This window comes from Sphingomonas sp. Leaf37 (genome assembly GCF_920939475.1).
In the GTDB taxonomy this organism is placed as follows: domain Bacteria; phylum Pseudomonadota; class Alphaproteobacteria; order Sphingomonadales; family Sphingomonadaceae; genus Sphingomonas.
The window spans coordinates 81,307-104,164 of record NZ_CAKLAX010000003.1; the positions used below are offsets into that span (position 1 = coordinate 81,307).

Below are 22,858 nucleotides of genomic sequence, written 5' to 3' on the forward strand. Positions count from 1 at the left end.
ACAGGAGTAAACATGGCTACCAATGTGACCAACGGCGCTTTGCCGATCGATGACGTGCGTCCGGGCAAGAGCGCGACCCGCCTGTCATGGGGCGCCGTCTTCGCCGGCGTCGTGCTCGCCATCGCGGTGCAGCTGGTGCTCGGCATCCTCGGTGCCGGCATCGGGCTGACGCTGGTCGATCCCGTCGAAGGCACGACGCCGGGCGCATCCGGCTTCGGCATCGGCGCGGGCATCTACTGGCTGATCACCACCGTCGTCGCGCTTGGTGCCGGCGGCTATGCCGCCGCGCGCGTCGCCGGCGTGCACGAGCGGTTCGATGCGCTCGTCCACGGCCTCGTCGTATGGGGCGTGACCCTGATCCTGACGCTCTATCTGCTGACGTCGGCGGTCGGCGGCATCATCGGTGGCGCGTTCCGGACCGTCGGCACCGTTGCCGGTGCGGCCGGTTCAAGCGTCGGCGCTGCCGCACCCAAGGTAGCATCGATCGCGGGCATCGACGAGAACGACGTACGGGCCGAAGCGGCGGAATATCTGTCCGACGCCCCCGCCGATCCGGCGCAGATGACGCCGGAACAGGCGCAGAAGGCGATCGCCGGCGAACTGCCCGCACTCGCCCGAGGCGGCGTCGACGGTCGTGAGGCCGAAACGCGCATCGTCGATATCGTCGCTGCGCAGCGCAAGATCAGCCGTCCCGAGGCGCAGGCTCAGGTGACGCGCGCCAAGCGCCAGTTCGTGCGGACCAAGAACGAGACGATCGCGACCGCCAAGTCGGCGACCGACACGGCCGCGGGGGCCGCCGCCGGCACCTCGTTCGTGCTCGTCCTCGCACTGCTGGTCGGCGCACTCGCTTCCGGTTTCGGCGCAACCGCGGCCACCCGCCGCCGGCTGCGCTGAGTGTATGCGGCGGACCGGCGTATCGGGTCCGCCGCACCCGTTTCATCGAAGAAGGACGACGTCATGAACAAGACCATCGGTTTCGCCGTCGTATTGACCGGCATGATCTCGCTGACCGCGTGCCATACGGTGAATGGCGCCGGCAAGGACCTGAAGTCGGCCGGCTCAGCCGTGTCGGACGCATCGGGCGAGACCAAGAAGTAAGCATCGCGAAGGGCGCTGGCGGCGGTTCCGCCGGCGCCTCTTCAGCAAAGGCCAGGCGACGGAAACCGCGTCAGCCGGCGGCCTCGCGCTTCAGCGCGCTGTAGCGTTCGTAGCTCTTCTGCATGTGACGGCGGGCCGCGAGGCTGGCCTTGGTCATGTTCTGCGCTGCGATGGCGTCGTAGATCGCCTTGTGATCCTTGTTGATCGTCCGCGCATAAGCGGCATGCGAGCGCGGACTGTCGCTGCGCAGGTACAGCCGCCGCGACGGCACCAGCCGGATGCCGAGGAAATCGGTGAAGCGCAGGAAATACGGATTGCCGGTCGCCCGCGCGATCGCGGCATGGAAGGCACTGTCGGCCTCTACCGAGGCGTCCATATCGGTGCTGCGCGCCATGCGCTCCATACACGCCTTCATCGTATCGAGATCGTCCTGCGTCCGCCGTTGCGCGGCGATCGAGGCCATCTCCGCCTCGAACCCCGTCCGCATCTCGAGCAGGCGGAGCACGTCGTCGATCTCGCCCAGTTCGGCCGCGGTCACCTGGAACGCCTGATAGCGTGCGCCCTCAGCGACATAGGCACCCGAACCCCGCCGCGATTCCAGCAGTCCGCGCGCGGCCAGTCGTGCGAACGCCTCTCGCACCACCGTCCGGCTGACCCCGAAATCGGTCGTGATCGTCATTTCGGTAGGAAAGCGCTCGCCGGGCTTCAGCATGCCGGACAGTATCTTCTCCTCGAACCGGAGCACCAGATCGTCGGCGAGGGATGCGGCCTTGGTGATCTTCATCGTCCGCTCACATCCCTCTTGCACGACGCTCAAGTGTCGGCCGTGCGCGCCACGCCGTTCCTGCTCGCCCATGCACCATAAGCATCGATCGCGCGCTGGGGAACGGTGACCCACCAATTATACCCGTTGCGGCGGCCGACCGAAATGAAGTTGACGTCGTCGTGGATCGACTTGTCCTTGTCGCCGAAGATCGGTCGCTGCGTCGCGACGTCGTAATTGCGCGACCACAATGCGCCGCCGCCCTTGCGGGGGAAGAACTTGCGGCCTTCATCGCCGACCTTTTCCCAGGCGTGATCGTAGACCGCCCGCGCCTTCAGCCAGGCGATGCCACTGCTCACCGCGGTCTTGATCGCGGGGCCGGGGTTTGGCTGTTGCATCAGGAACATCAGCACGTCGGTCGTTTCGCCGCTGGCGATCGAGCGCGGTTCGTAGTTGCGCGCCGATATCGGGGCGAGCGTCAGCGGATCGACCTGCTGCGACCAGCCGGTCGGCGTGCCGTTCACCCGCACCTGCGCACGCAGGATCAGGTCGACGCCGCGCTTCACCGCCGCCGCGGACTTGCTGCGCAGATCCGCAGGCACGAAGCGGTAGCGTGGTTCGGTGGCGACCGCCTGCAACAGCATCGCCGCTTCGGCCATCGCATTGTCGTTGAAGGTGATCCCGTCGTGGAAGCCGCCCTCCAGCGGATAGATCTGCGGCCAGCCGCCATTGGGGTATTGCGCGGCGAGCAGATAGCGGACGCCCTTCACGAAGCTGGCGCGATAGCGGTCGCCCCCGCGGCCCGGAAGCGTCGCGGCGACCTTCTCGAGAAAGCGCATCTCCATCCACGTCGCATCATTGTCGAGCGTGCCGACGAAGGTCCAGTAGCGGTCCTCCGGCGCGTCGAAGTTCGAGCGGTCCGGGTCCATCGTCTCGGCGTCGTTGGCGTAGCGTTGCCCGGGCAGACGCGGCGGGCCGGCGCGGTTCTGGTTCTTGCTCCAGCCGCCCGCCGGAGTCTGATAGCTGACGATCGTGTCGGCGACGCTGCGGGCCGCGGGGGTGGCATACCAGGCGGCATCGCGGTCGAGCGGCATGTTGTACTGGCCACCGCCGACCGCCTTCGGTGGCGGCGGCGGGGTCTGGCCCGGCTTCAGTTCCGCAGGCAGGCTGGCGCGATCGGCGGCACGCTGGCGTTGCGAGCGGGCGAGATAGTCCGCCCACGCCGCGCGCTGCGCCTTGGGCAGCGCGGCAATGCGATCCGCGGTCAGCGATTGTGCGGGATAGTTCTGGCCGATCACGCGGGCGGGCGCCGGCGCGGCGAGCAGCACGACGGGGGCTGCGGCCAGCGCGAGCCACGACAGACGGGACATCTTCTCTCCTGTTCTTCTCTAGCGTTTGGCGTCGAAGTCGAATTGCGTCTTCGCGACCAGCGCATCCCAGTCGGCGGCGCTGCGGACGTCGAGGCCGCGATCCCAGCCGTAACCGGTATAATAGGCGAAGGGCGTGCCGGGCTGGACCCGCACCAGCATCAGGTAATTGTCGGCATCCTGCGCAAAGCCGACGACCATCGCGGGATCGGCGGCGACGGTGATCGACACCGCGCCATGACCGGGGTCGGACGGTTCGTGGAAGGTCAGTCGACCGTTCGCCTGGTCGCGGACGATGCGGCCGGTGCCGGCCCCGTTCTTGCGCTTGCCGATACCGATGCCGACGATCAGCGGGTCCCTGGTATCGGACTGGAGCGTCGAGACCATGCGCGTGAAGTGCGATCCCATCGGCAAGGCGAAGCTGCGCGTTTCCCAGACTCGGCGGACGACGTCGACTGGCCAGGGTTTGTACGTCACCTCGAACCGGGCGACCTGACCGCCGGTGTCGAGCACGCGATGGGTGGCCCAGTTGCGCGAATTCCACAGCTTGTTGCCCTGCCAGATGCCGAGCGCCCCTGCCCCGCGGCCGCCACCGACGTCGTAGAAGTCGAGGCCCTCGCCGCGATCGACGTGGTAATTGGGGAACTTCAGCTGGCGCTGCATGAACGGCCAGCGGACGCGCTTGCCCCAGACGTCGATGCCGGAGCCCGACGGTGGCTCCTTCGCCTCGAGCGCGGGGCCATAGATGCGCAACGCGACCTTGTCGTTTTCCCAAAGGATGTCGTCGAGCCGTTCGGGCGCATAGTGCACGATCGCGCGCGGACGCGTGTCGTCACCGGTGGGCGGCGTCAGCGGTTCGATCGTCGCCGGGCGCTTCAGCACGGCGGGGTCGTAGGTCAGAGCCGCCGTAGCCCGCATCTCTTCCGCGCGGCGCGTGCGTTCCGCATCGCCGACGACGGTGAGCGGCGCCGGCGGTTGCGGCGTGGTGGTGACGATGGCCCGTTCGCCGTCACGCTGCGGCTGCGGCACGGGCAATGCCGTCGCAGGGCGGGCGAGATCGGCGACTTCGAGCGCGGTCAGCAGATAGGCGCCGGTCCCGTACAGACCGACGTCGTTCGCCGCCGTCGTGACCGGCTGGTCTCCGGTCTTTTGTACCGCACCCAGCAGCCCCGACGGCAGTACATGCCGGTTGAGTGCCGCCCAGCCGCGCGTCACCACCGGCACGTAGCGGTCCCGCGGCAACACCCCGTGGTTGACGCCCCAGGCGAGGCCGTACAGCAGCAGGCCCGATCCGGACGTCTCGGCTTCCGGAAATGCGGCGCGGTCGAGCAGGCTGGCGCTCCACAGGCCATCCTTGCCCTGCAATTCGGCGGCACGGCCAGCGAGCTGGCGGAACAGGTCGAGGTAGAAGTCGCGGCCGGCGAAATCGACCGGCATCGTCTCGATCGTCCGGGCGAGGCCGGCGAGCACCCAGCCGTTGCCGCGCGACCAGAATATCGGCGCGCCGTTCGCCGACTTGCGGTCGAGGAAGCGCGCGTCGCGGTAGAACAGCCGCTGCTGCGGATCCCACAACAGCTTGGCCGTGCGGCGCCATTCCTTGTCCATCGCGACGAGATATTTGGGGTCGCCGGTGATCGCCGACATGCGCGCCAGCACCGGCGGTGCCATGAACAGCGCATCGCACCACCACCAGACCAGCGACGGCGTCTCCTCCGCGCGGTTGAGATGCGGGATCATATAATCGAGCCGCTGCTGGAGCGGCATCAGCACGCCCTCCTGCCGCCGCCGGGCGTAAAGTTCCTGGTACAGGTCGCCGATCGCGACATCGTCCGCGTTGAGCATCGTCTTGCCGGACCGCGCACCGCGCATCGCGTAATTATAATGTTCGGCGACGGCCGTAAGAAAGCGCAGCGTCTCTGGCCGGGGCGAGACGCGGGCGAGGCGCGCGGCCCCGATATAGAAGGTCGCGGCAACCCAGTTGGACGCCGCCGCATCGGTGGCACCGCCGGTCGACAGCGGCAGCGGGTGGCGCGCCATGTCGGCGATCTGCGCCGCCGCGACATAGTCCGCCGCGCGCAGCACCGCGGCCGCATCGGGAACGCGATCGGCAGCGAACGCGAGGTTGGGGCGGACGGGCAGGACCTGCCATTCCGGCTGCATGCCGAACGACTGCGTGCCTTGCGCCAGCGCAGCGGACGGTAGCGTCAATGCCAAGGCCGCCGTCATCGTCAGCCGCGTGATCGATCGCATGGATTCCCCCTCCTCATCCCTGGTATCCGCGGCATCGTTTCTAGGCCGCGTGGTGAAGTTGTGCAACAACTCGGGTGGCGCACGAACGGCGGTCCACTGGTGTCACGAATGTGCGACAAAAGGGGTGCGGAGCGCACGGTACGCTCCGCACCAGAACGGCGCCGACCGGGGGAGGTCAGTAGCGCCAACGCAGACCGAACAGGATCTCGCGGCCGAAGTGACGGTAGTTGGACACACGGTCCGTCACGTCGGCGTACCTGTCGGAATAGGTATCGGTCAGGTTCACGCCCTCCAGCGTCAGGCTGAACTTGGGCGTCAGATCGTAGCGGATCGCCGCGTCGATGTTGGTCGCGCCCTTCACCCCTTCCTCGGTGTTGCCGTTGCCGCCGGGGAACGCCACCAGATAGGCGTCGCGATAGGCGGCGGACACGCGGGCGCTGAATCCCTTCACCTCGTAATAGAGTGTGGCGTTGAACAGGTTCTTCGACTGGCCGGTCAGGCGGTTCAGCAGCGGGTTCGCCGCGGTCCGGTAATTCACCTCGCTGTCGACGTAGGTGTAGTTGCCGATGAAGCCGAGATTGTCGAACGGCGCCGGCAGGAACTTGAACGGCTGCTGATACTGGAACTCGACGCCTTTCAGGGTCCCGCCCGTTCCGTTGATATTGCGCGTCACCTGGAACAGCTGGTCGGGGGACGAGGGCGTGCCGACGAGCAGCGAGTCCGGAAGGCCCAGCTCGCGATATGGCAGGAACGAGATGTCGCTGGCGATGAAGGAGTCGATCTTCTTGTAGAACACCGCGACGGCCAGCAGCGATTCCGGCGCGAAATACCATTCCGCCGCCAGATCGACGTTCTTGGCGCGGAACGGCGCGAGCAACGGGTTGCCGTACGAGATCGTCTGGCCGGAGGTGTTGAGCGATCCACCCGGCGTCAGGCTGTTCAACGTCGGCCGCGACATCACCTTGGCGACGCCGAGGCGGAAGACGAGCCTGTCGGTCGCATCCAGCGCGAGATTGGCGGACGGCAGCCAATCCTCGTACTTGTTGGCGACCGTGACATAGGTCGTGTTGAGGAAGCCCGACGACGCCGTCTCGGTCCGCGCGTAGCGCAAGCCGATGTTGCCGCGCAGCGTCGTGTTACCGTACGGCTGCGCGAAATCGAGCTGCGCATAGGCGCCGGTGTCCGTCTCCGACACCTCCCGGAAGCCGTTGTAGGTCGGGACCAGCGGGAAATTCTGGTAAAGGCCGATCGCCTCGGTCGTCTTCCAGATGTCGGGCGTGATGTAGCTGAGATCGGCACCGTTGGGGATCGCGAGCTTGCCGTCGAGGCTGGCGAGCTTGCCGATATTGCCGACACCGACGATCTGTTCGGCTGCGGTCAGAACGCGATTGCGCTGGCGCCCGAAGCTGTTGAAGCCATAGCCGCGCCGCTCGCCGCCCAGCTTCAGTTCGAACACCTCGTCGAACTTGTACGCGACCGCCGCCGATGCAGATGCGAGATCGTAGACCGCACCGCCTTCGCTCGCGCGCACCTCGGTCAGCGTGAACTTCGACGGATCGGTGACGTCGAAGCCGTAGCGGATCAGCGGCAGGCGATCGTTCTGGCGGAAATCGTAGGTGTATCCGTTCACGTTGTTGACATCGAACTGATACGAGATCGACGTCGGCGTCAGCGCCTTCGCCTTCGACTTGCCGATCTTGAGCTGTCCGCGAAACTTGTCGCTGAACTGGTGACGCGCATTGAGCGAGACCTGCGTGAAACGGCTTTCGTTGCGATCGAAGCCGTTTTCCGACCGCACGTCGACGCGGTCGAACACGCCGTAGGAGATGACGTTCTTGTCGGGATCGATCGCGTAATCGCGCACGATCGTCTCACGCACGCCGGTCGCGGTCGATCGGCTGAACGAGATCGCCTCGATATTCGGACTCTCGAATTCCTGGTTGAAGCGCGAATGCAGTGCGTCGACCGAGACTTCGGTGCGGTCGCTCGGCTTCCATTGCAGCGATGCGGTGATGCCGAGCCGGTCTTCGGAGAACTGGCCGAACGTGTAGCGCGGGATGCGCGGGTAATAGGCGTTCAGCACCTCGGCGCGCTGCGCGGGGGTGGCGCAGACCGTGCAGCCCGCGAAATTCTGGTTGGTGCCGTACGCCTGCGCGGCGTTGCCGGCCTGCCAGCGCGTGGTGTTGAAGCTTTCCGAGGTGGGTTTACGCTCGGAATAGGCGAGTGAGACGAGCCCGCCCCACGTCTGGTCGTCGTTGGTCCAGCTGACCAGCCCGGCGATGCGGGGCAGCACCTTCTTCGACAGATCGTTGTACGACCCTTGCGTCGACAGCGCGGCATCGAAGCCCGCCTTGAAATCGAGCGGGCGTCCGGTCTGCAGGTCGACCGTCGCGCCGAGCGACCCTTCCTCGATCTCCGCCGACTGCGTCTTGCGGACGGTGACGCTGTTGAACAGCTCGGAGGCGAAGATCGAGAAGTCGAAGCCGCGGCTGCGATTGCCGCCCGCCGCCGCCTGCGCCTCGAGCCCGTTGATGCGGACGCGGGTGAAATCGGCGCTGAGGCCGCGAACGCTGATCGTGCGCCCCTGTCCGGCATCACGCTCGATCGTCACGCCCGGCAGACGCTGGATAGATTCCGCGAGGTTGAGATCGGGGAAATCGGCCATGTCCTCGGCGAGGATCGCATCGACCGCGCCGGCCTCGGTCTTCTTGACGTTCAGCGCCTTTTGCAGGCTCGACCGGAAGCCGGTGACGACGATGTCCTGCCCGGTCTCGCCATCGGTCGCATCGCCGGTTTCGGAGGTCGCGTCGGCGGGTGCCGGCTGCTCCTGCGACGGCGAGGTCGAGGGCGGCGCAATCTGCGACGTCGGCGGCGATACGGCCTCCGGCGGCGTGGTCGTCTGGGCCGCCGTGGCGGTCGCGATCACGAGCGTCGAGGCCGAAACCGTGGCGCGAAGCGATGCGCGCACTCCGTCTCGAATCGTCATAATGCCCTCTCCAAACGTGATTTTGATACCGGTGTCAGAGCGGCCCCTGCCCCAAGATCATATTGAGTTGCAATACAATTTCGACCAACCGAGGAATTTTCAGGTAGCTGTCGTTGACCGGAGTTGCCTGACAAGTTACCCGCCTCTTCATCCAGCCGGGAGGGGCGTGCCGTGCCGATCGATCAGACCCGACCTGCAAGGGACCGTGGCCGGAAACGCGATGCCTGGAATCGCAGGTGCCGTGCCGCGCTGGTACCGCTCGCCGCCTTGCTGGTCGCCGCGGCGCCGCCGATCGATCGGGAAGCGCTGGTGCGGCGGCACGCGGTGACTTTTACGAAGGCCGATCCCCATGCACCGATCATGCTTGGCAACGGCGATCTGGGTTTCACCGCCGACATCACCGGGTTGCAGACGTTTCCCCGTTTGTATTCCGAACTGACGCCGTTGCTGACGATCGCACAATGGGGATGGCACAGCTTTCCCAATCCAGCAGGCTATACCGAGCGCGACGGACTGACGATGGTCCCGGTGCCGGGGCGTGGGGACCAGCCCTATCCGTGGATGCGGGCATGGAGCGACGCGGACAAGAACCCGGCATTCACCTGGCTGCGCGCCAACCCGCATCGCATCTCGCTGGGCCGGATCGCGCTGACGATCGGCGGCAGGCCCGCTGATTTCGCTCGCGTGTCCGACACGCGGCAGGTGCTGGACATGTGGACGGGAACGCTGACCAGCCGCTTCCGCTACGATGGCCAGCCGGTCGAGGTGCGGACGCGGGTGTTGCCCGGCGTGGATGCCGTCGCCGTGGAGGTGACGTCGCCGCTGGTGGCGCGCGGATCGCTGGGCGTGTCCGTGGCGTGGCCCGGCGTCGCGCCGGCGATCAATCCCGATCCGTCAGGCTGGACGCCGCGCGCGGGCGAGACGACGCGGGTGCTGACGCAAGGGCAACGCGAATGGCGCGTCGAGCGGCAGCTGGATGCAACCCGATACTGGTCCACGGTGCGATCGGACGGCACGATCGCACGGGATGGCGACGCCCGGTTGAGCGTGCGCGGTCGCACACCGACGCTGCGCATCGCCGTCGCCTTTCATCGGAAGGCTGAGGCTCCCCGCCTGCCGACGTTCGCGACGATGCCCGAAACCGTAGCGGCACATTGGCGACGGTTCTGGACCGGCGGCGCGGCGGTCGATTTCACCGGCAGCAGCGATCCCCGTGCACCCGAACTGGAACGCCGCGTGGTGCTGTCGCAATATCTCTCCGCGATCAACGGCGCGGGCACGCTGCCGCCGCAGGAGGAAGGGCTGTTCTCGAACAGCTGGTTCGGCAAGTTCCACCTCGAGATGCACCCGTGGCACAGCGCGTGGCAGGCGACATGGGGCCATGCCGACATGCTCGAACGCAGCATGGGCTGGTATCTCGGCAACCTGCCATCGGCGCGGGCGGAAGCGGCGCGGCATCGGGTGAAGGGCGCGTGGTGGCCCAAGATGGTCGGGCCGGAGGGGCGCAACAGTCCCAGCCTGATCTCGCCGTTCATCATGTGGCAGCAGCCGCATCCGATCCTGCTGTCCGAACTGATCCGGCGCGCCGGCAACGGCAAGGCGGTGCTCGATCGGTACGCGCCGCTGGTCGAGGCGACGGCGGAGGTGCTGGCAAGCTGGCCGACCTGTGACGCGAGCGCCTGCCATCTCGGCCCGCCGCTGATCCCGGCGCAGGAGAATTACGACCCGCTGACCACGCGCGATCCGGCGTTCGAGCTGGAGTATTTTCACTGGGCGCTGGGCGTCGCGCAAGACTGGCGGACACGGCGCGGGCTTGGCCGGCGTGCCGACTGGGACAGCGTGATCGCGAAGCTCGCAGCCCCGCCGGAACGGGACGGACTGTACCTGCCGGTCGCCTCCTTCCCCGATTTCTGGCGCGTCGCCGCGTCGGACCGCTGCCGTGGCCGGGCCGAGGCGGAGGGGTGCCGGAACAAGGATCACCCGTCGTTCCTGATGGCCTATGGCTTCGTCCCCGGTGCGCGGATCGATCGTGCGACGATGACGCGCACGTTGCGGGCGGTCGAGGCGAACTGGGACATGCGCCAGACCTGGGGCTGGGACTATCCGATGATCGCGATGACCGCGGCGCGGCTGGGCCAGCCGGAAAAGGCGGTCGACTGGCTGTTCGCCACCGGCAAGAACAATCAATGGGGTGCAACCGGCATGACCCCGCGCGTCCATCTGGATGCGCATGCCGAGGGGCTGGTGCCCCAGTCGGGCGGTGCCGGCGGTGTCGCGATGGCGGTCAATCCGGACGGGCCGGGCTACAAGCGTGCGGCGGAAACCTATTTTCCCTCGAACGGCGCGCTGCTGATGGCGGTGGGCCTGATGGCGGGCGGCTGGGACGGTGCGGACCGCCCTGCCCCCGGTTTCCCGCGGCGCGGCTGGCGGGTGCGGGCGGAGGGCTTCACGCCCCTTCCCTGACAATGGAGCGATGATGAGCGGATCGACACGACGCGAGTTTCTGGGTGCGGCAGCGGCGGTCGGCGGCACGGCGGCGATCGGGCAGGTGCCGGCAGGCGCACCGCCCCGCGAATGGACCGATGCGAAGACCGGCCATCGTGTCGTCCGCCTGTCCGGCGATGAGGGCGGCAACAAGCTCTACTTCTATCGCAACAGCTTTACGCCACAGGGCGACCTGATGGTGATGTCGAGCCCGCGCGGGATCGTGCTGGTCGATCTGAAGACGCATGCGCGGCGCGTCTTGGTGGCGGACCCGCGCGCCGACCTGATGTTCACTGCGCGGACGTCGCGCACGGTGTTCTACAGCGTGTCCGACCCCGGCGACGGGCAACCGACCGACCGGCCGCGCACCTTTTTCGCGGTCGATGTCGACAGCGGACGCAGCCGGCGGATTGCGCGGATCGCGGCCGGGCAGGTCGGATCGGTCAACGCCGACGACACCTTGTTCGTCGGCACCGTCGCCCATGGCGATGCACCGTTGCAGCCCGACGTACCGGACCCGCGTCACCGCCGCTTCGGTCAGGCGGAATATGCCGCGGTCGGACCGGATGGTCGCCCGCTCAACTTCGCCAAGGCGAAGGGCGTGCGGATGCTGCAACGCTGGGCGGCGCGGGTGCCGATGGAATTGTTCGTCATCGACCTGAAGACCGGGCAGCGCCGCGTTATCCACACGGCGATCGACTGGCTCAACCACCCGCAATTCTCGCCCACCGATCCCGGCCAGATCATCTTCTCGCACGAAGGGCCATGGCATCGCGTGACCCGCATGTGGCGCATCCGCATCGATGGCAGCGGACTGGCGGCGACGCACATGCGGACGATGAACATGGAAATCTGGGGGCATGAATTCTTCAGCCCAGACGGCAAGTGGCTGTGGTACGATCTCCAGACGCCGCGCGGGCAGGTATTCTGGGTCGCGGGGCTGGAACTCGCGACCGGACGGCGGCTGTGGCGGCGGGTGGACCGGAACGACTGGTCGGTCCATTTCAACATCTCGCCCGACCAGCGGCTGTTCGCCGGTGATGGCGGCGACGCCGACATGGTCGCGCATGCGAAGGACGGCAAATGGATCGTCCTGCTGACGCCCGAAACGATCGTCGATGGCGAAACCCAGGCGTACGACCCCGGGCTGGTGACGCCCGAATACATGCGATCGACGCGGCTGGTCGACATGAGCGCCCACGATTACCGGCTGGAACCCAATCTGACCTTCACTCCGGACAGCCGCAGCATCGTCTTCGGTTCGAACATGCACGGCGCCAATCACGTTTACAGGGTCATGCTCTGACGCCTCTACGCGTTGTTAACCACTGTCGTTCATAAGCCGTTGTCATCCGCGCGGCGGCCCGTCGCCACGCGCCACGCAACGCAGGGCTTCAGCGCATGAGCACGACCTTTCATCGCATCTGGTTCGGCGACGCCGCGATCCCCGACCAGTATGAGCGATACTGGCAGGCGTGGCAGCGCCAGTTTCCGGAGTGCAGCTTCGTCACCTGGACCGATGCCGACATCGATCGCCTGACCCTGAGCGCCGCACGCTTGCGCACCTTCACCCGTCACGTCTCGCGCGCCGACCTCGCCCGCTACGAGATCCTGTATACCGAGGGCGGCGTCTATCTCGATTGCGACATCATGCCGTACCAGCATTTCGACGTCGCTGCGCTGACCAGCCAGCTGACCGTCTGCAATGAAACGGCATCGACCGATTATTGTTCGAACAGCTTCATCGCGGCACCGCCCGGACATCCACTGTTCGCCGAACTGATCGACCATATCCTGCATGAGCCGATCGACGAGACGCGGCCCAACGTCTCGACCGGTCCGTGGCTGCTCGGCGCGTTCCTGAAGCGGCACACCTATGCCCGCCTGCCGACCGCCGCCTTCTACCCCTATCTGTACGACGAGCCGCTGTCGGTGGTGCGCACCCGCAACCTGGAAACGACGTTCGGCATCCATGTGTGGGGCGGATCGTGGCTCGCCCCCGACCTGAAGCAGAGCAAGGCGATGCAGCTGCTCGGCTGCGGCGACCTGATCGAACCCGCGGCGATGCTTGCAGGCGCCGAAGATCAATGGTCGCAGGACGTCGGCCTGATGATCGACACGATCCGCGACATCCGTGAAAAGAGCATCCAGATCGCGCCGGTGCTCACCCCTGCGATGGGGATCGCGCCGCACGACCGCATCGCGTTCGAATTCGGCAAGGTGCTCGACTGGCTGCTGGCGCGCGACACGGATCGCATGGTGTGGCAGATCGGCGCGGCCGACGGCACGCTGGTCGATCCGCTGCGTCCGGCGATGATCAACTACGATCCGCCGGCGATGCTGATGGAACCCAATCCGCACCTGTTCACGATGCTGGAGCGTGCCTATGCCGGCAATCGCAACGCCCGGCTGCTGCCGCTCGCCTATGGCACCACCGCCGGCGAGCTGGTGTTGAACGCGATCGATCCGGCGCGCGCGACGGCGCTCGCACTGCCGCGCTGGGTGCACGGCATTTCGTCCATGTACATGGATCGCAACCCGCTGGGCGGCATGTCGATCGATCCCCACACGACCGAATTGATCCATCGCTGCATCGACCGGATCACGGTGCCCGTCATCGACCATACGATGCTGCTGGCCATGGCGGACGGCCGCGGGCCGGACGTGCTGGTCGTCGATGCGGAAGGCATGGACAAGGAGATCATCGAGGACATCCTGGCGCACGGCCACCGGCCGGCGATCATCCATTTCGAGATCCAGTGGCTGGAACGCGCCGAACAACAGGCGCTGCTCGCCGCAATGGGCGACGATTATGCGGTGCTGCAATTCGGCAACGACATGACCGCCTATCGTCAGGACGTGGTGATGGACTATGCCCGCTCGCTCTACGTCGACTACGGCATTCCGACGATCTTCGCGGCAGGTCTCGGCTCGCTCAATGGCCTTGCGCTGGCAGCATGATCCCGAAGATCCTCCATCTCATCTGGGTCGGCGACGATAGCAAACGCCCGGACAATTGCATCCAGACGTGGCGCGACCATCATCCCGACTGGAACGTCCGGCTGTGGGGAAATACGGAGCTGGACGGGATCGACTGGATCAACCGGCGGCATATGGACGCGATGCGCACGCGCGAATGGAACGGCGTCGCCGATCTGATGCGGTGGGAGATCCTGCTGACGCACGGCGGCATCGTGGTGGATGCCGACAGCGTCTGCGTCCGCCGGCTCGACGATGCCATGCTCGATTGCCCCGCCTTCGCCTGCTGGGAGAACGAGATCGTCCGCCCCGGGCTGATCGCCGCGGGCTATTTCGGCGCGGAACCCGCCAATCCGCTGGTGGCGCGGATCGTCGCCGATATCGCTGGCGAAGACAGCGTCGTTCACGAGCTGGCGTGGCAGACCGTCGGCCCGCAGCGCCTGACCGATACCTATCGCGCCGCCCGCTATTCACCGCTGCGGATCTTGCCCAGCCACTATTTCATTCCGCAGCATTTCACCGGCGTCACCTACGAAGGCAAGGATCCGGTCTATGCCTATCAGCTGTGGGGCTCGACGCGTGGGGCGTACGACCAACTGCACCGGCAGACGTTCGTATTGGGTACGCCCGCCGCTCCGGCTCCGGCTCCTGCGCCAGCGCCAGCGCCAGCGCGGCTGGACGGCCCGAACGTTCAGCATGTTGCGGTGGACGACGATCTCGTCGGGATCGCGCCGCTGGACGTCTTTCGCCAGCTGTGCGCCGGCAAGCGCGTGCTGCATGTCGGCTGCGCGTCGGACACCGGACGCAAGCTTCACCTGGAGCTGGAATCCATCTGCGCCCGGCTCGACGGGCTGGACACGAATGCCGATGCGCTGGAACGCCTGACGCCGCTGACCCGCAGTCGCCTGTTCACCGATTTCGCGCAGGTCACCGACGCCTACGATATCGTGCTGGTGCCCGATATGCTGGAGCGGGTCACCGATGCCGCCGCGTTCCTGACCCGGATCGAGGGCGTGCACGCGTCATGCTGGTTCGTGGCCGTTCGCGATGCATGCCGCGCCCGCAGCGAATATCATGCCGAAAGCGGGACCTTCGCCGAAGCGGTGCATGCCGACAGCCACGTACGCTACACGCCCTATACTCTTGGGCGCACCCTCGGGACGCATAGCGGGTTCGCGGTCGAGAAGATGTGGTTCTTCGACGACGATGCCCTGCTGACATTGCTGTCGAAGCCGGCGGTAGCCCTCGCCGCCTGACCGGCGAAGGGCTTATCCGATCGTGATCGGCGCCGGCGGGAGTCCGTCGATCGCGCGGCGATGTACCGCCTCGAAGGCCGCCTCCAGATGCCGCGTATAGCCGGCGCTGTCGAACAGCGGCCGGGTGAGGCGGTTGGCGGCCAGCCGCGCGCGCACCGCGCCGATCGCCGTGGGCGAGCTGGCGAGCGATACGGCGAGCGCTTCATATTCCGCTTCGGTCGTGGTGACGAGATCGGGCAGGCCGACCGCGGTCAGCACGCTGGCGGCGACCCGCGCGGCGAATTGCCGGCCGGCGAGCGTCACCACCGGCAACCCGGCCCACAGGGCGTCGCTGGCGGTCGTGTGCGCGTTGACGGCGAAGGTGTCGAGGAAAAGGTCGGCATGCACCTGCCGTGCGAGATGTTCGGCATGCGGGCGGTTCGCCGCGAACACCAGTCGCGCCGGATCGACGCCGCGCGCGGTCGCATGCGCGCGCAGGTTCGCACTCGCCTCCACCCCGCAGTCGAGCAGCCACAGCACACTGCCGGGAACGGCGGCGAGCAACCGCATCCAGACGTCGAATTCCCGCGGCCCGATCTTGTAGGCGTGGTTGAAAGAACAGAAGACGAAGCCGTCGTCCGGCAAGCCATGATCGCGGCGTGTATCCGCGACAGACGCGATCGCGCGGCGATCGTCGTTCGGCTGATAGCTGTGTGGCAGGCGGATCAGCGTCTCGTCGTAGAACGGCTCGTTGCCGACCGGAACGACGACGGGATCGGCGACCAGATAGTCGATGAACGCCGCGCCCATCGAACCGGGATAGCCGAGGTAGGCGATCTGCACCGGTGCCATCCGCGCCGCGAACAGCCCGGCACGATAGCCTCTGGTATACCCCTTCAGATCCACCGCGATGTCGAGCGCGTCGCCGCGCGCCATATCGATCACGTCGGCGTCGGTCATGCCGCGCAGGTCGATCAGCGCGTCGACGTGGTCGGCGACCAGCGCACGCTGTGCGGGATCGCGAGGCGGGCTGAAATCATAGGCGCGAATCTCGAACCGGGTGCGATCGTGTTCGCGCAACAACCCCGCTATCAGCAGCAAGGTCGCGTGATTGTAGAAGTCGGCGGAGAAATAGCCGATGCGGATGCGCCCGTCGGCAGCGCGCGGACGCGGTGCGAACGGCGCGTGCGTCGATCGCATGGTGCTGGCGGCAAACACGCGCGACCGCTGCAACTGGCGTTCCGGATCATCCTCGAACGCGAGCGCGGTAAACGGGCCGATCGCGTGTCCGCCGACGTTCACGACGATCGGCAGCCCAGCGAAATCATCGCGACGACGCCAGTCGGCGAGGCGCGCCTCCAGATACAGGCGCTGCGCCTCGATCCCGTAATTGCCGGGTTGCAGCGCCACGGTGCGGGCGAACGCGTCGATGGCCTCGCTCACCCGGCCGCATCCCGCCAGCAGATTGCCCATCTGGCAATGCGCGTCGGCGTTGGCGGGATCCACACGCGCCGCGAGCCGATAGCTGTCGATCGCCGGATCGACATGCCCTGCCGCCGCGAGCGCGCTGCCGAGATGGTATAGCGCCATCGGATGTTCGGGGGCGAGATCGAGCACGATCGTCAGCTGTTCGATCGCACGCTGCGGACGACAGGCCTCGACATGGAGCTTGCCCAGTTCGACGTGCGCATCGACGTAGCCCGGATCGATCCGCACCGCCTGTTCGAAGGCAGCCTGTGCGGCGTCGTGCCTGCCCTGCCCGGACAATGCGAGACCCAGATTGTAGCGGTGATCGGCGGTATCGGGATCGAGCCGGATCGCGGTGCGGAACGCCGCCTCCGCGCCGGCGGGATCGCCCAGCGCCAGATGCGCCGCGCCCAGCAGCATCGGCACCGCACGCATCGACGGATGCTGCACCGCCAGCGCGTGCGCCAGCCGGATCGTCTCGCGATGGTCGCCGCGCTGATGCGATGCGGCGAGCGCATCCAGCGTCGGCGGCGTGCCGTCGGCGTCGAACGTCGCCAGCCGGGCGATCCCGGTGCGGGCCGCGACGTTGTCGGGGTAGCTGTCCAGCACCCCCTGTAACAGTCGACGTGCGGCCTCCGCATCGCCCTTCTTCTCGGCACTGCGTGCCTTGCGAAAGATCTGGTCCAGTCCGGCAGCCATCGATAATCCCGCGCACGCCGATCGTGCATGCGGGCGACAGTGCCGCCAATATGGATAATGCCGGGTTAACGCCCGCTGCCGGGCAAAACGAACGATGACGGTGCGGTGGTTCCGTCGCCCGTCACGGTCGCCCGCCATGCATGGCGTTTCGCCGGCCGCCGCCCTACGCTGCGCACATGACGACGATCGTTCGACGCCTGCGCCACCCGATGATCCTGCTGGCATTGCTCGGCACCGCGCCCAGCACCCCGCGCAGCGAGACGACGCGATGGCAGGCGCACGTTGCGCGGGTCACGATCTCACGCGACGATCACGGCATTCCGCATATCCACGGCCGATCGGATGCCGATGCGGTGTTCGGGTTGATCTACGCACAGGCCGAGGACGACTTCCCGCGGATCGAGGCCAATTACCTGACCGCGCTCGGCCGCACCGCCGAGGCGGACGGGGAGGATGCGATGTGGGCCGACCTGCGCCAGCGGCTGTTCGTCGATCCGGAGACGCTGAAGGCGGATTATGCGGCCAGCCCCGGATGGCTGCGCACCCTGATGCAGGCATGGGCAGACGGGCTGAATTTCTACCTGGCGACGCATCCGCAGGTTCGTCCCAGGGTGCTGACCCGGTTCGAGCCATGGATGGCGCTGAGCTTTACCGAGGGCAGCATCGGCGGCGACGTGGAACGCATTTCGCTGAGCGAGCTCAAGACCTTCTACGGCCAGCCAACGCCGCCGACACCGGAAGAGCTGGGCATGGTGCCGCGCGAACCGTCGGGATCGAACGGCATCGCCATCGCCCCGAGGCTGACCGCAAACGGACATGCGCTGCTGCTGATCAATCCGCATACCAGCTTCTATTTCCGGTCGGAGGCGCAGATGACCAGCGACGAGGGGCTGGATGCGTATGGCGCGAGCACCTGGGGCCAGTTCTTCATCTATCAGGGCTTCAACGCCAAGGCGGGCTGGATGCACACCAGCGCAACCGTCGACAACGTCGATGCCTTTGCCGAGCGGATCGTGCGGCGGGGCGCAGCCTATGCCTATCGTTACGGCAAGCAGCTGAGGCCGGTGACGACGCGCACGGTGTCGTTGCGCTATCGCCGGACCGACGGTTCGATGGCGGAGCGGCGTTTCACCACCTATCGCACGCATCACGGTCCGATCGTCGCGTCGAGCGCCGGCCGGTGGATCGCGACGGCGCTGATGTGGAAGCCGGTGCCGGCGCTGGAGCAAAGCTATCTGCGCACCAAGGCGACCGATCTCGCCAGCTACATGAGGGTCGCCGGGCGCAAGGCCAATTCCTCGAACGACACGCTGTTCGCCGACAACAAGGGTGCGATCGCGTTCCTGATGCCGCAGTTCATGCCGATCCGCAGCGACCGGTTCGATTACACCCGTCCGGTGGACGGCAGCGATCCCGCGACCGACTGGCAGGGGCTGCACACGTTGTCCAGCCTGCCCAGCGTCGCCAGCCCGCGCGTCGGCTGGCTCCATAATACCAACGACTGGCCGTGGAGCGCGGCGGGACCCGACAGCCGGAAAGCGGCGGACTATCCCCGCTACATGGATCAGGTCGGCGGTAATGCGCGCGGCGTGCATGCCGACCTGTTGCTGACCGGCAAGCGTGGCTGGACGCCGGACGCACTGCGCGCCGCGGCGTTCGATCCCTACCTTCCCGCTTTCGCGCAATCTTTGCCCGGGCTGGTCGCGGCGTGGGATGCGCTGCCCGCCGCCGATCCGCAGCGGCGCACGCTCGCCGCGCCGATCGCGATGCTGAAGGCGTGGGATCATCGCTGGGGCGCCGATTCGGTCGCGACCAGCCTTGCGGTGTTCTGGGGCGATCACCTGTGGCGCGACGTCGGCGGCGTCGCACAGGCGGAACGTATCAACGTCCCCGACTATATCGCCACCCGCGTATCGCCGCAGGCGAAGCTCGCCGCGCTGGCGGCGGCGGTGACCCGGCTGACCGGGGATTTCGGGAGCTGGCGGACACCGTGGGGCAAGATCAACCGGTTTCAGCGGCTGGACGGCGCCATTACCCCGCATTTCGACGACGCAGTGGCGTCGTTCCCCGTACCCTTCACGTCGGCGCAATGGGGCAGCCTCGCATCGTTCGGCGCAAAACGCTGGCCTGGCACGAAGCGCTATTACGGCACCAGCGGCAACAGCTTCGTCGCGGTGGTGGAGTTTGGCCCGCGGGTAAAGGCGATGGCGGTCATGGCGGGCGGGCAGAGCGGCGACCCGGCATCGCGCCATTTCGCCGACCAGATCGCGGATTACGCGCGAGGCCGCCTGCGTCCGGTCTACTTCTACCCCGACGAACTGCAGGGCCATGTCGAACGCCGCTATCGCCCGGGCGGGTGATCGCACCGATCACTGCGTCCAGCGCCACTGCTAGCCGCGACGCATACAGCCGGTGATATGACAGTTCGTACATGCTTGTGGCAGTGTCGCCGCCAATATTCTGCAGATGTGGCGATTCCCGTACTTGATAAATCTGGATCAATGACTTCGATCACAGTTGCGAGGGGCCATCGAAATTATCGCCTCGTAACTGGTAGAGCACGAAACATCTTACATTCTCAGGGCTTTAACATGAACCTTAACAAGGGGAGTGTTTGGCGCCCCAATTCGGCCGCGTAACGACGGCCTTTGCCACGTCATCGAGGTACCGGCCGGCAGATGCGCGCTGCGGTGCCTTTTTCAGGAGTAGAGATCGTGAAGACAGTCTTGTTCGCCGTTCCCGCACTGATGATCGCCGTTCCGACCGCGGCGCAAGTGATGGCGCCCACCGAATATGTCGCCGCCGCCGGCGCCAGCGACATGTACGAAATCACGTCGAGTCAGGTCGTGCTGGAAAGCACCGCCGATCCCAAAATCCGCCGGTTCGCGCAGATGATGATCACGCATCACACCAAGAGCACGGCGGACGTGAAGGCCGCCGCGGCCAAGGACCGCGTCACCGCCCCACCACCAGCGCTCAACCCGCTCCAGACCCAACTCGTCACGGAACTACGCGCCCAGCAGGGTCCGGCCCGCGATGCGGCCTATGTCACGCAGCAGAAGACCGCGCATGATCAGGCACTCAGCTTGCACAAGGCCTATGCGATGCAGGGTAGTGCCCGGGCGCTGAAGTCCGCTGCCGGCAAGATCGTACCGGTCGTGCAGAGCCATATTACGATGCTGAACAAGATGTGAGAATGCGCGGCGTGCTCGTGCTCGAGCGCGAGCACGCCGCCGGCCGCGGAACATTGGGCAGCATAGGGGCGGCGGTTCTCTACGCGTATCCCGCTGGGATCGAAGGCATTCCATCGCGATGACGCGTCGATACGCTAACGAGAATGACTTGCATTAGACGAAGTGATTGGTAAAGGCGCGTCAGCTTAAGGAGTTGACCCGACCATGACCGCCCTCTTCGCGCTGCTGGCCGCCACCACGGCTGCCCCCATGGCAGCGATCCCGGTATCCGATCCCGTCGTGGAGCCGCAGCGCTCCGACGAGATCGTCGTCACCGGTCAACGGACCGAGGGGAGCGACGATTACGGCGTGCGGACGCAGCGGACCGCGACCCGCCTGCCGCTGAGCCAGCGCGAGACACCCCAGTCGGTCAGCGTCGTCACCCGCGCGCAGATCGATGATTTTCAGCTCAACGACGTCAACGCGCTGCTGGCGACCGTGCCCGGGGTCAACGTGCTCGCGGGCGAGACCGATCGCTTTTACTATTCCGCGCGCGGATTCGATATCCAGACGTTCCAGATCGACGGCGTCGGCCTGCCCTTCTCGTTCGGCATCCAAACCGGGTCGATCGACACCGCGATGTACGATCGGATCGAGGTGGTGCGCGGTGCCCCCGGCCTGCTGTCGCCGACCGGCAATCCGTCGGCGGTCATCAACTTCATCCGCAAGCGCCCGTATCGCGAGCTCCGCACGTCGGCGAGCGCGCAATACGGATCGTTCGACAATCTGCGCCTCGACGCCGACGTCAGCGTACCGCTGACCGCGGACGGCAGCGTCCGGGCGCGGGCGGTGGGTGCGTATCTCGACACCGACAGCCATCTCGATCGCTACGGCCTGCGTCGCTGGACCGGCTATGGCATCGTCGAGGCGGATCTGGGTGCTAACACCGTGATCAGCGCGGGCTACGGTCATCAGGATCACAAAAGCCGTGGCGCGATGTGGGGCGCCAATCCGCTTTATTATACCGACGGGACGCGGATCGACCTCGACCGTTCCGCCAATTACGCGCCCGACTGGTCGAGCTGGGGTATCGTCGACCGGCAGATCTTCGGCGACGTGACGCACGATCTCGGGAACGGCTGGACCGCGAAGTTCACTGCATTGCGCAAGGCGACGGACGAGGACGACCGGCTGTTCTACGTCACCGGCAATCCCGATCGTACGACGGGACTGGGCATCGGCAGCTATCCTGGCGCGTTCAAGGGAGAGACCCGCAACCTGACGCTCGATGGCTATGTCGGCGGCCCGGTGTCCGTCGGCGGCCGCGCGCACGACGTCATGTTCGGCGTGACCCGCGGTGCCGAGAAGTATCTGCAATATTCCAGCTACGACAATGCCGCGATCGGCGTGTCGCTGCCGCTCGGCAGCTTCTTTCAGGGCAATTTTCCGGAGCCGACCTTCCCGACGCCTTATACCCTCAGCCTCGACACGCACACGCGACGCGAGACGGTTTACGGCCTCGTCCGCCTGAACCTCGCCGATCCGTTCAAGCTGATGCTGGGCGGCAACGCGACGCGGGCGCAGAGCGAGGGCGCATCCTACGGCACGCCGACCGATTACAACCGTTCCAAATTCCTGCCTTTCGTCGGCGCGACCTACGACCTGACGGCGAACGTCAGCGCCTATGCGAGCTTCACGACGATCTTCAATCCGCAGAGCCAGTTCGACGTGAACAACCAGCTGCTCGATCCGATCGAGGGCGACAATCTGGAAGCCGGGCTGAAGGGCGAATGGTTCGGCGGGCGTTTCAACGCCAGCGCCGCGGTGTTCCAGGCACGGCAGAAGAACACCGCCGAGGCCGCGGGCTTCGACACGGCGCTGGGCCGCACCCTCTATCGCGGGGTCGACGCCAAGTCGCAGGGGATCGAGGTGGAGATCGCCGGGCAGCCGGCGACCGGCATGCAGGTCACCGGCGGTTTCACCGTGATGCGCGTGCGCGGCGAGAACGACCAGCCGGTCCGCACCTTCGTACCGCGCAACACCGGCCGCCTCAACGTCACCTATTCGCCGCCTGCCCTGCCGGCGGTGAAGGTCGGTACGTCGATCCAGTATCAGGGCAGCTTCTACCTCGAACCCGGCACGGTGTCGTCCACCACCGGTCAGGCCGTCCGCCTGACGCAGGGCGACGTCGCGGTGGTCGACCTGCTCGCCCGCTACGAACTGACCGATCATGTCGCGCTCAGCGCCAACCTTCGGAACGTCACCAATGCCAAGTACCTGACCGCGTTGACGTTCGATCAGGGCCAATATGCCGCGCCGCGGACGATCCTCGGCACCATCAGCGTGCGGTATTGAGG

At 66.6% G+C, this 22,858-nt stretch carries 14 protein-coding genes; 9 read left to right on the plus strand and 5 right to left on the minus strand.

What is annotated here, in order from left to right; all coding sequences use genetic code 11:
- Window positions 1–12 precede the first annotated feature (12 nt).
- Window positions 13–894 carry a hypothetical protein gene (locus LRA87_RS10075; RefSeq protein WP_230631329.1) on the plus strand — a complete coding sequence of 294 codons (882 nt, stop codon included), beginning with the start codon at window positions 13–15 and terminating at the stop codon, window positions 892–894.
- A gap of 63 nt (window positions 895–957) precedes the next feature.
- The gene (locus LRA87_RS10080) at window positions 958–1,098 is read left to right on the plus strand and encodes an entericidin A/B family lipoprotein (protein ID WP_230631330.1); all 141 of its coding nucleotides are present in this window, start codon (window positions 958–960) and stop codon (window positions 1,096–1,098) included.
- A 70-nt stretch (window positions 1,099–1,168) separates the two neighbouring features.
- Here LRA87_RS10080 and LRA87_RS10085 read toward each other — a convergent pair whose 3' ends face one another.
- The 4 genes from LRA87_RS10085 to LRA87_RS10100 form a co-directional block, all read right to left on the minus strand.
- Complete coding sequence (locus LRA87_RS10085) at window positions 1,169–1,882, minus strand: FadR/GntR family transcriptional regulator (RefSeq protein ID WP_230631331.1); 714 nt, start codon at window positions 1,880–1,882, stop codon at window positions 1,169–1,171.
- A gap of 29 nt (window positions 1,883–1,911) precedes the next feature.
- Window positions 1,912–3,231 (minus strand): pectate lyase, encoded by a 1,320-nt coding sequence (gene pelA, locus LRA87_RS10090; RefSeq protein WP_230631332.1) that lies wholly within the window; start codon window positions 3,229–3,231, stop codon window positions 1,912–1,914.
- 18 nt (window positions 3,232–3,249) lie between these two features.
- A complete protein-coding gene (locus LRA87_RS10095) occupies window positions 3,250–5,478 on the minus strand; it encodes a glycoside hydrolase family 88 protein (protein WP_230631333.1) in 2,229 nt (742 codons plus the stop codon).
- A 175-nt stretch (window positions 5,479–5,653) separates the two neighbouring features.
- On the minus strand, window positions 5,654–8,464 hold the full coding sequence (locus LRA87_RS10100; protein WP_230631334.1) for a TonB-dependent receptor: 2,811 nt from the start codon (window positions 8,462–8,464) through the stop codon (window positions 5,654–5,656).
- Window positions 8,465–8,731: 267 nt separating this feature from the next.
- Here LRA87_RS10100 and LRA87_RS10105 point away from each other — a divergent pair, with 267 nt between their 5' ends.
- The 4 genes from LRA87_RS10105 (at window position 8,732) to LRA87_RS10120 (ending at window position 15,183) form a co-directional block, all read left to right on the plus strand.
- Window positions 8,732–10,927 (plus strand): hypothetical protein, encoded by a 2,196-nt coding sequence (locus tag LRA87_RS10105; protein WP_230631335.1) that lies wholly within the window; start codon window positions 8,732–8,734, stop codon window positions 10,925–10,927.
- Between the two features lie 10 nt (window positions 10,928–10,937).
- On the plus strand, window positions 10,938–12,254 hold the full coding sequence (locus LRA87_RS10110) for an oligogalacturonate lyase family protein (protein ID WP_230631336.1): 1,317 nt from the start codon (window positions 10,938–10,940) through the stop codon (window positions 12,252–12,254).
- A 95-nt stretch (window positions 12,255–12,349) separates the two neighbouring features.
- Window positions 12,350–13,909 carry a glycosyltransferase gene (locus LRA87_RS10115; RefSeq protein WP_230631337.1) on the plus strand — a complete coding sequence of 520 codons (1,560 nt, stop codon included), beginning with the start codon at window positions 12,350–12,352 and terminating at the stop codon, window positions 13,907–13,909.
- Entirely contained in the window at window positions 13,906–15,183 is a 1,278-nt protein-coding gene (locus tag LRA87_RS10120; RefSeq protein WP_230631338.1) for a glycosyltransferase, read from the plus strand. The genes LRA87_RS10115 and LRA87_RS10120 overlap by 4 nt, the downstream gene beginning before the upstream one ends.
- A 12-nt stretch (window positions 15,184–15,195) precedes the next feature.
- On the opposite strand, the gene LRA87_RS10125 is transcribed toward LRA87_RS10120, so the two are convergent.
- Window positions 15,196–17,328 (minus strand): O-linked N-acetylglucosamine transferase, SPINDLY family protein, encoded by a 2,133-nt coding sequence (locus tag LRA87_RS10125; RefSeq protein WP_230631339.1) that lies wholly within the window; start codon window positions 17,326–17,328, stop codon window positions 15,196–15,198.
- 176 nt (window positions 17,329–17,504) lie between these two features.
- Here LRA87_RS10125 and LRA87_RS10130 point away from each other — a divergent pair, with 176 nt between their 5' ends.
- The 3 genes from LRA87_RS10130 to LRA87_RS10140 all read left to right on the plus strand — a co-directional run bounded on the left by LRA87_RS10130 (window position 17,505) and on the right by LRA87_RS10140 (window position 22,856).
- On the plus strand, window positions 17,505–19,688 hold the full coding sequence (locus LRA87_RS10130; protein WP_230631340.1) for a penicillin acylase family protein: 2,184 nt from the start codon (window positions 17,505–17,507) through the stop codon (window positions 19,686–19,688).
- A 354-nt stretch (window positions 19,689–20,042) separates the two neighbouring features.
- Window positions 20,043–20,522, plus strand: a complete 480-nt coding sequence (locus tag LRA87_RS10135) for a DUF4142 domain-containing protein (protein WP_230631341.1) — start codon at window positions 20,043–20,045, stop codon at window positions 20,520–20,522.
- Between the two features lie 204 nt (window positions 20,523–20,726).
- Window positions 20,727–22,856 (plus strand): TonB-dependent siderophore receptor, encoded by a 2,130-nt coding sequence (locus tag LRA87_RS10140; protein WP_230631342.1) that lies wholly within the window; start codon window positions 20,727–20,729, stop codon window positions 22,854–22,856.
- Window positions 22,857–22,858: the final 2 nt, after the last annotated feature.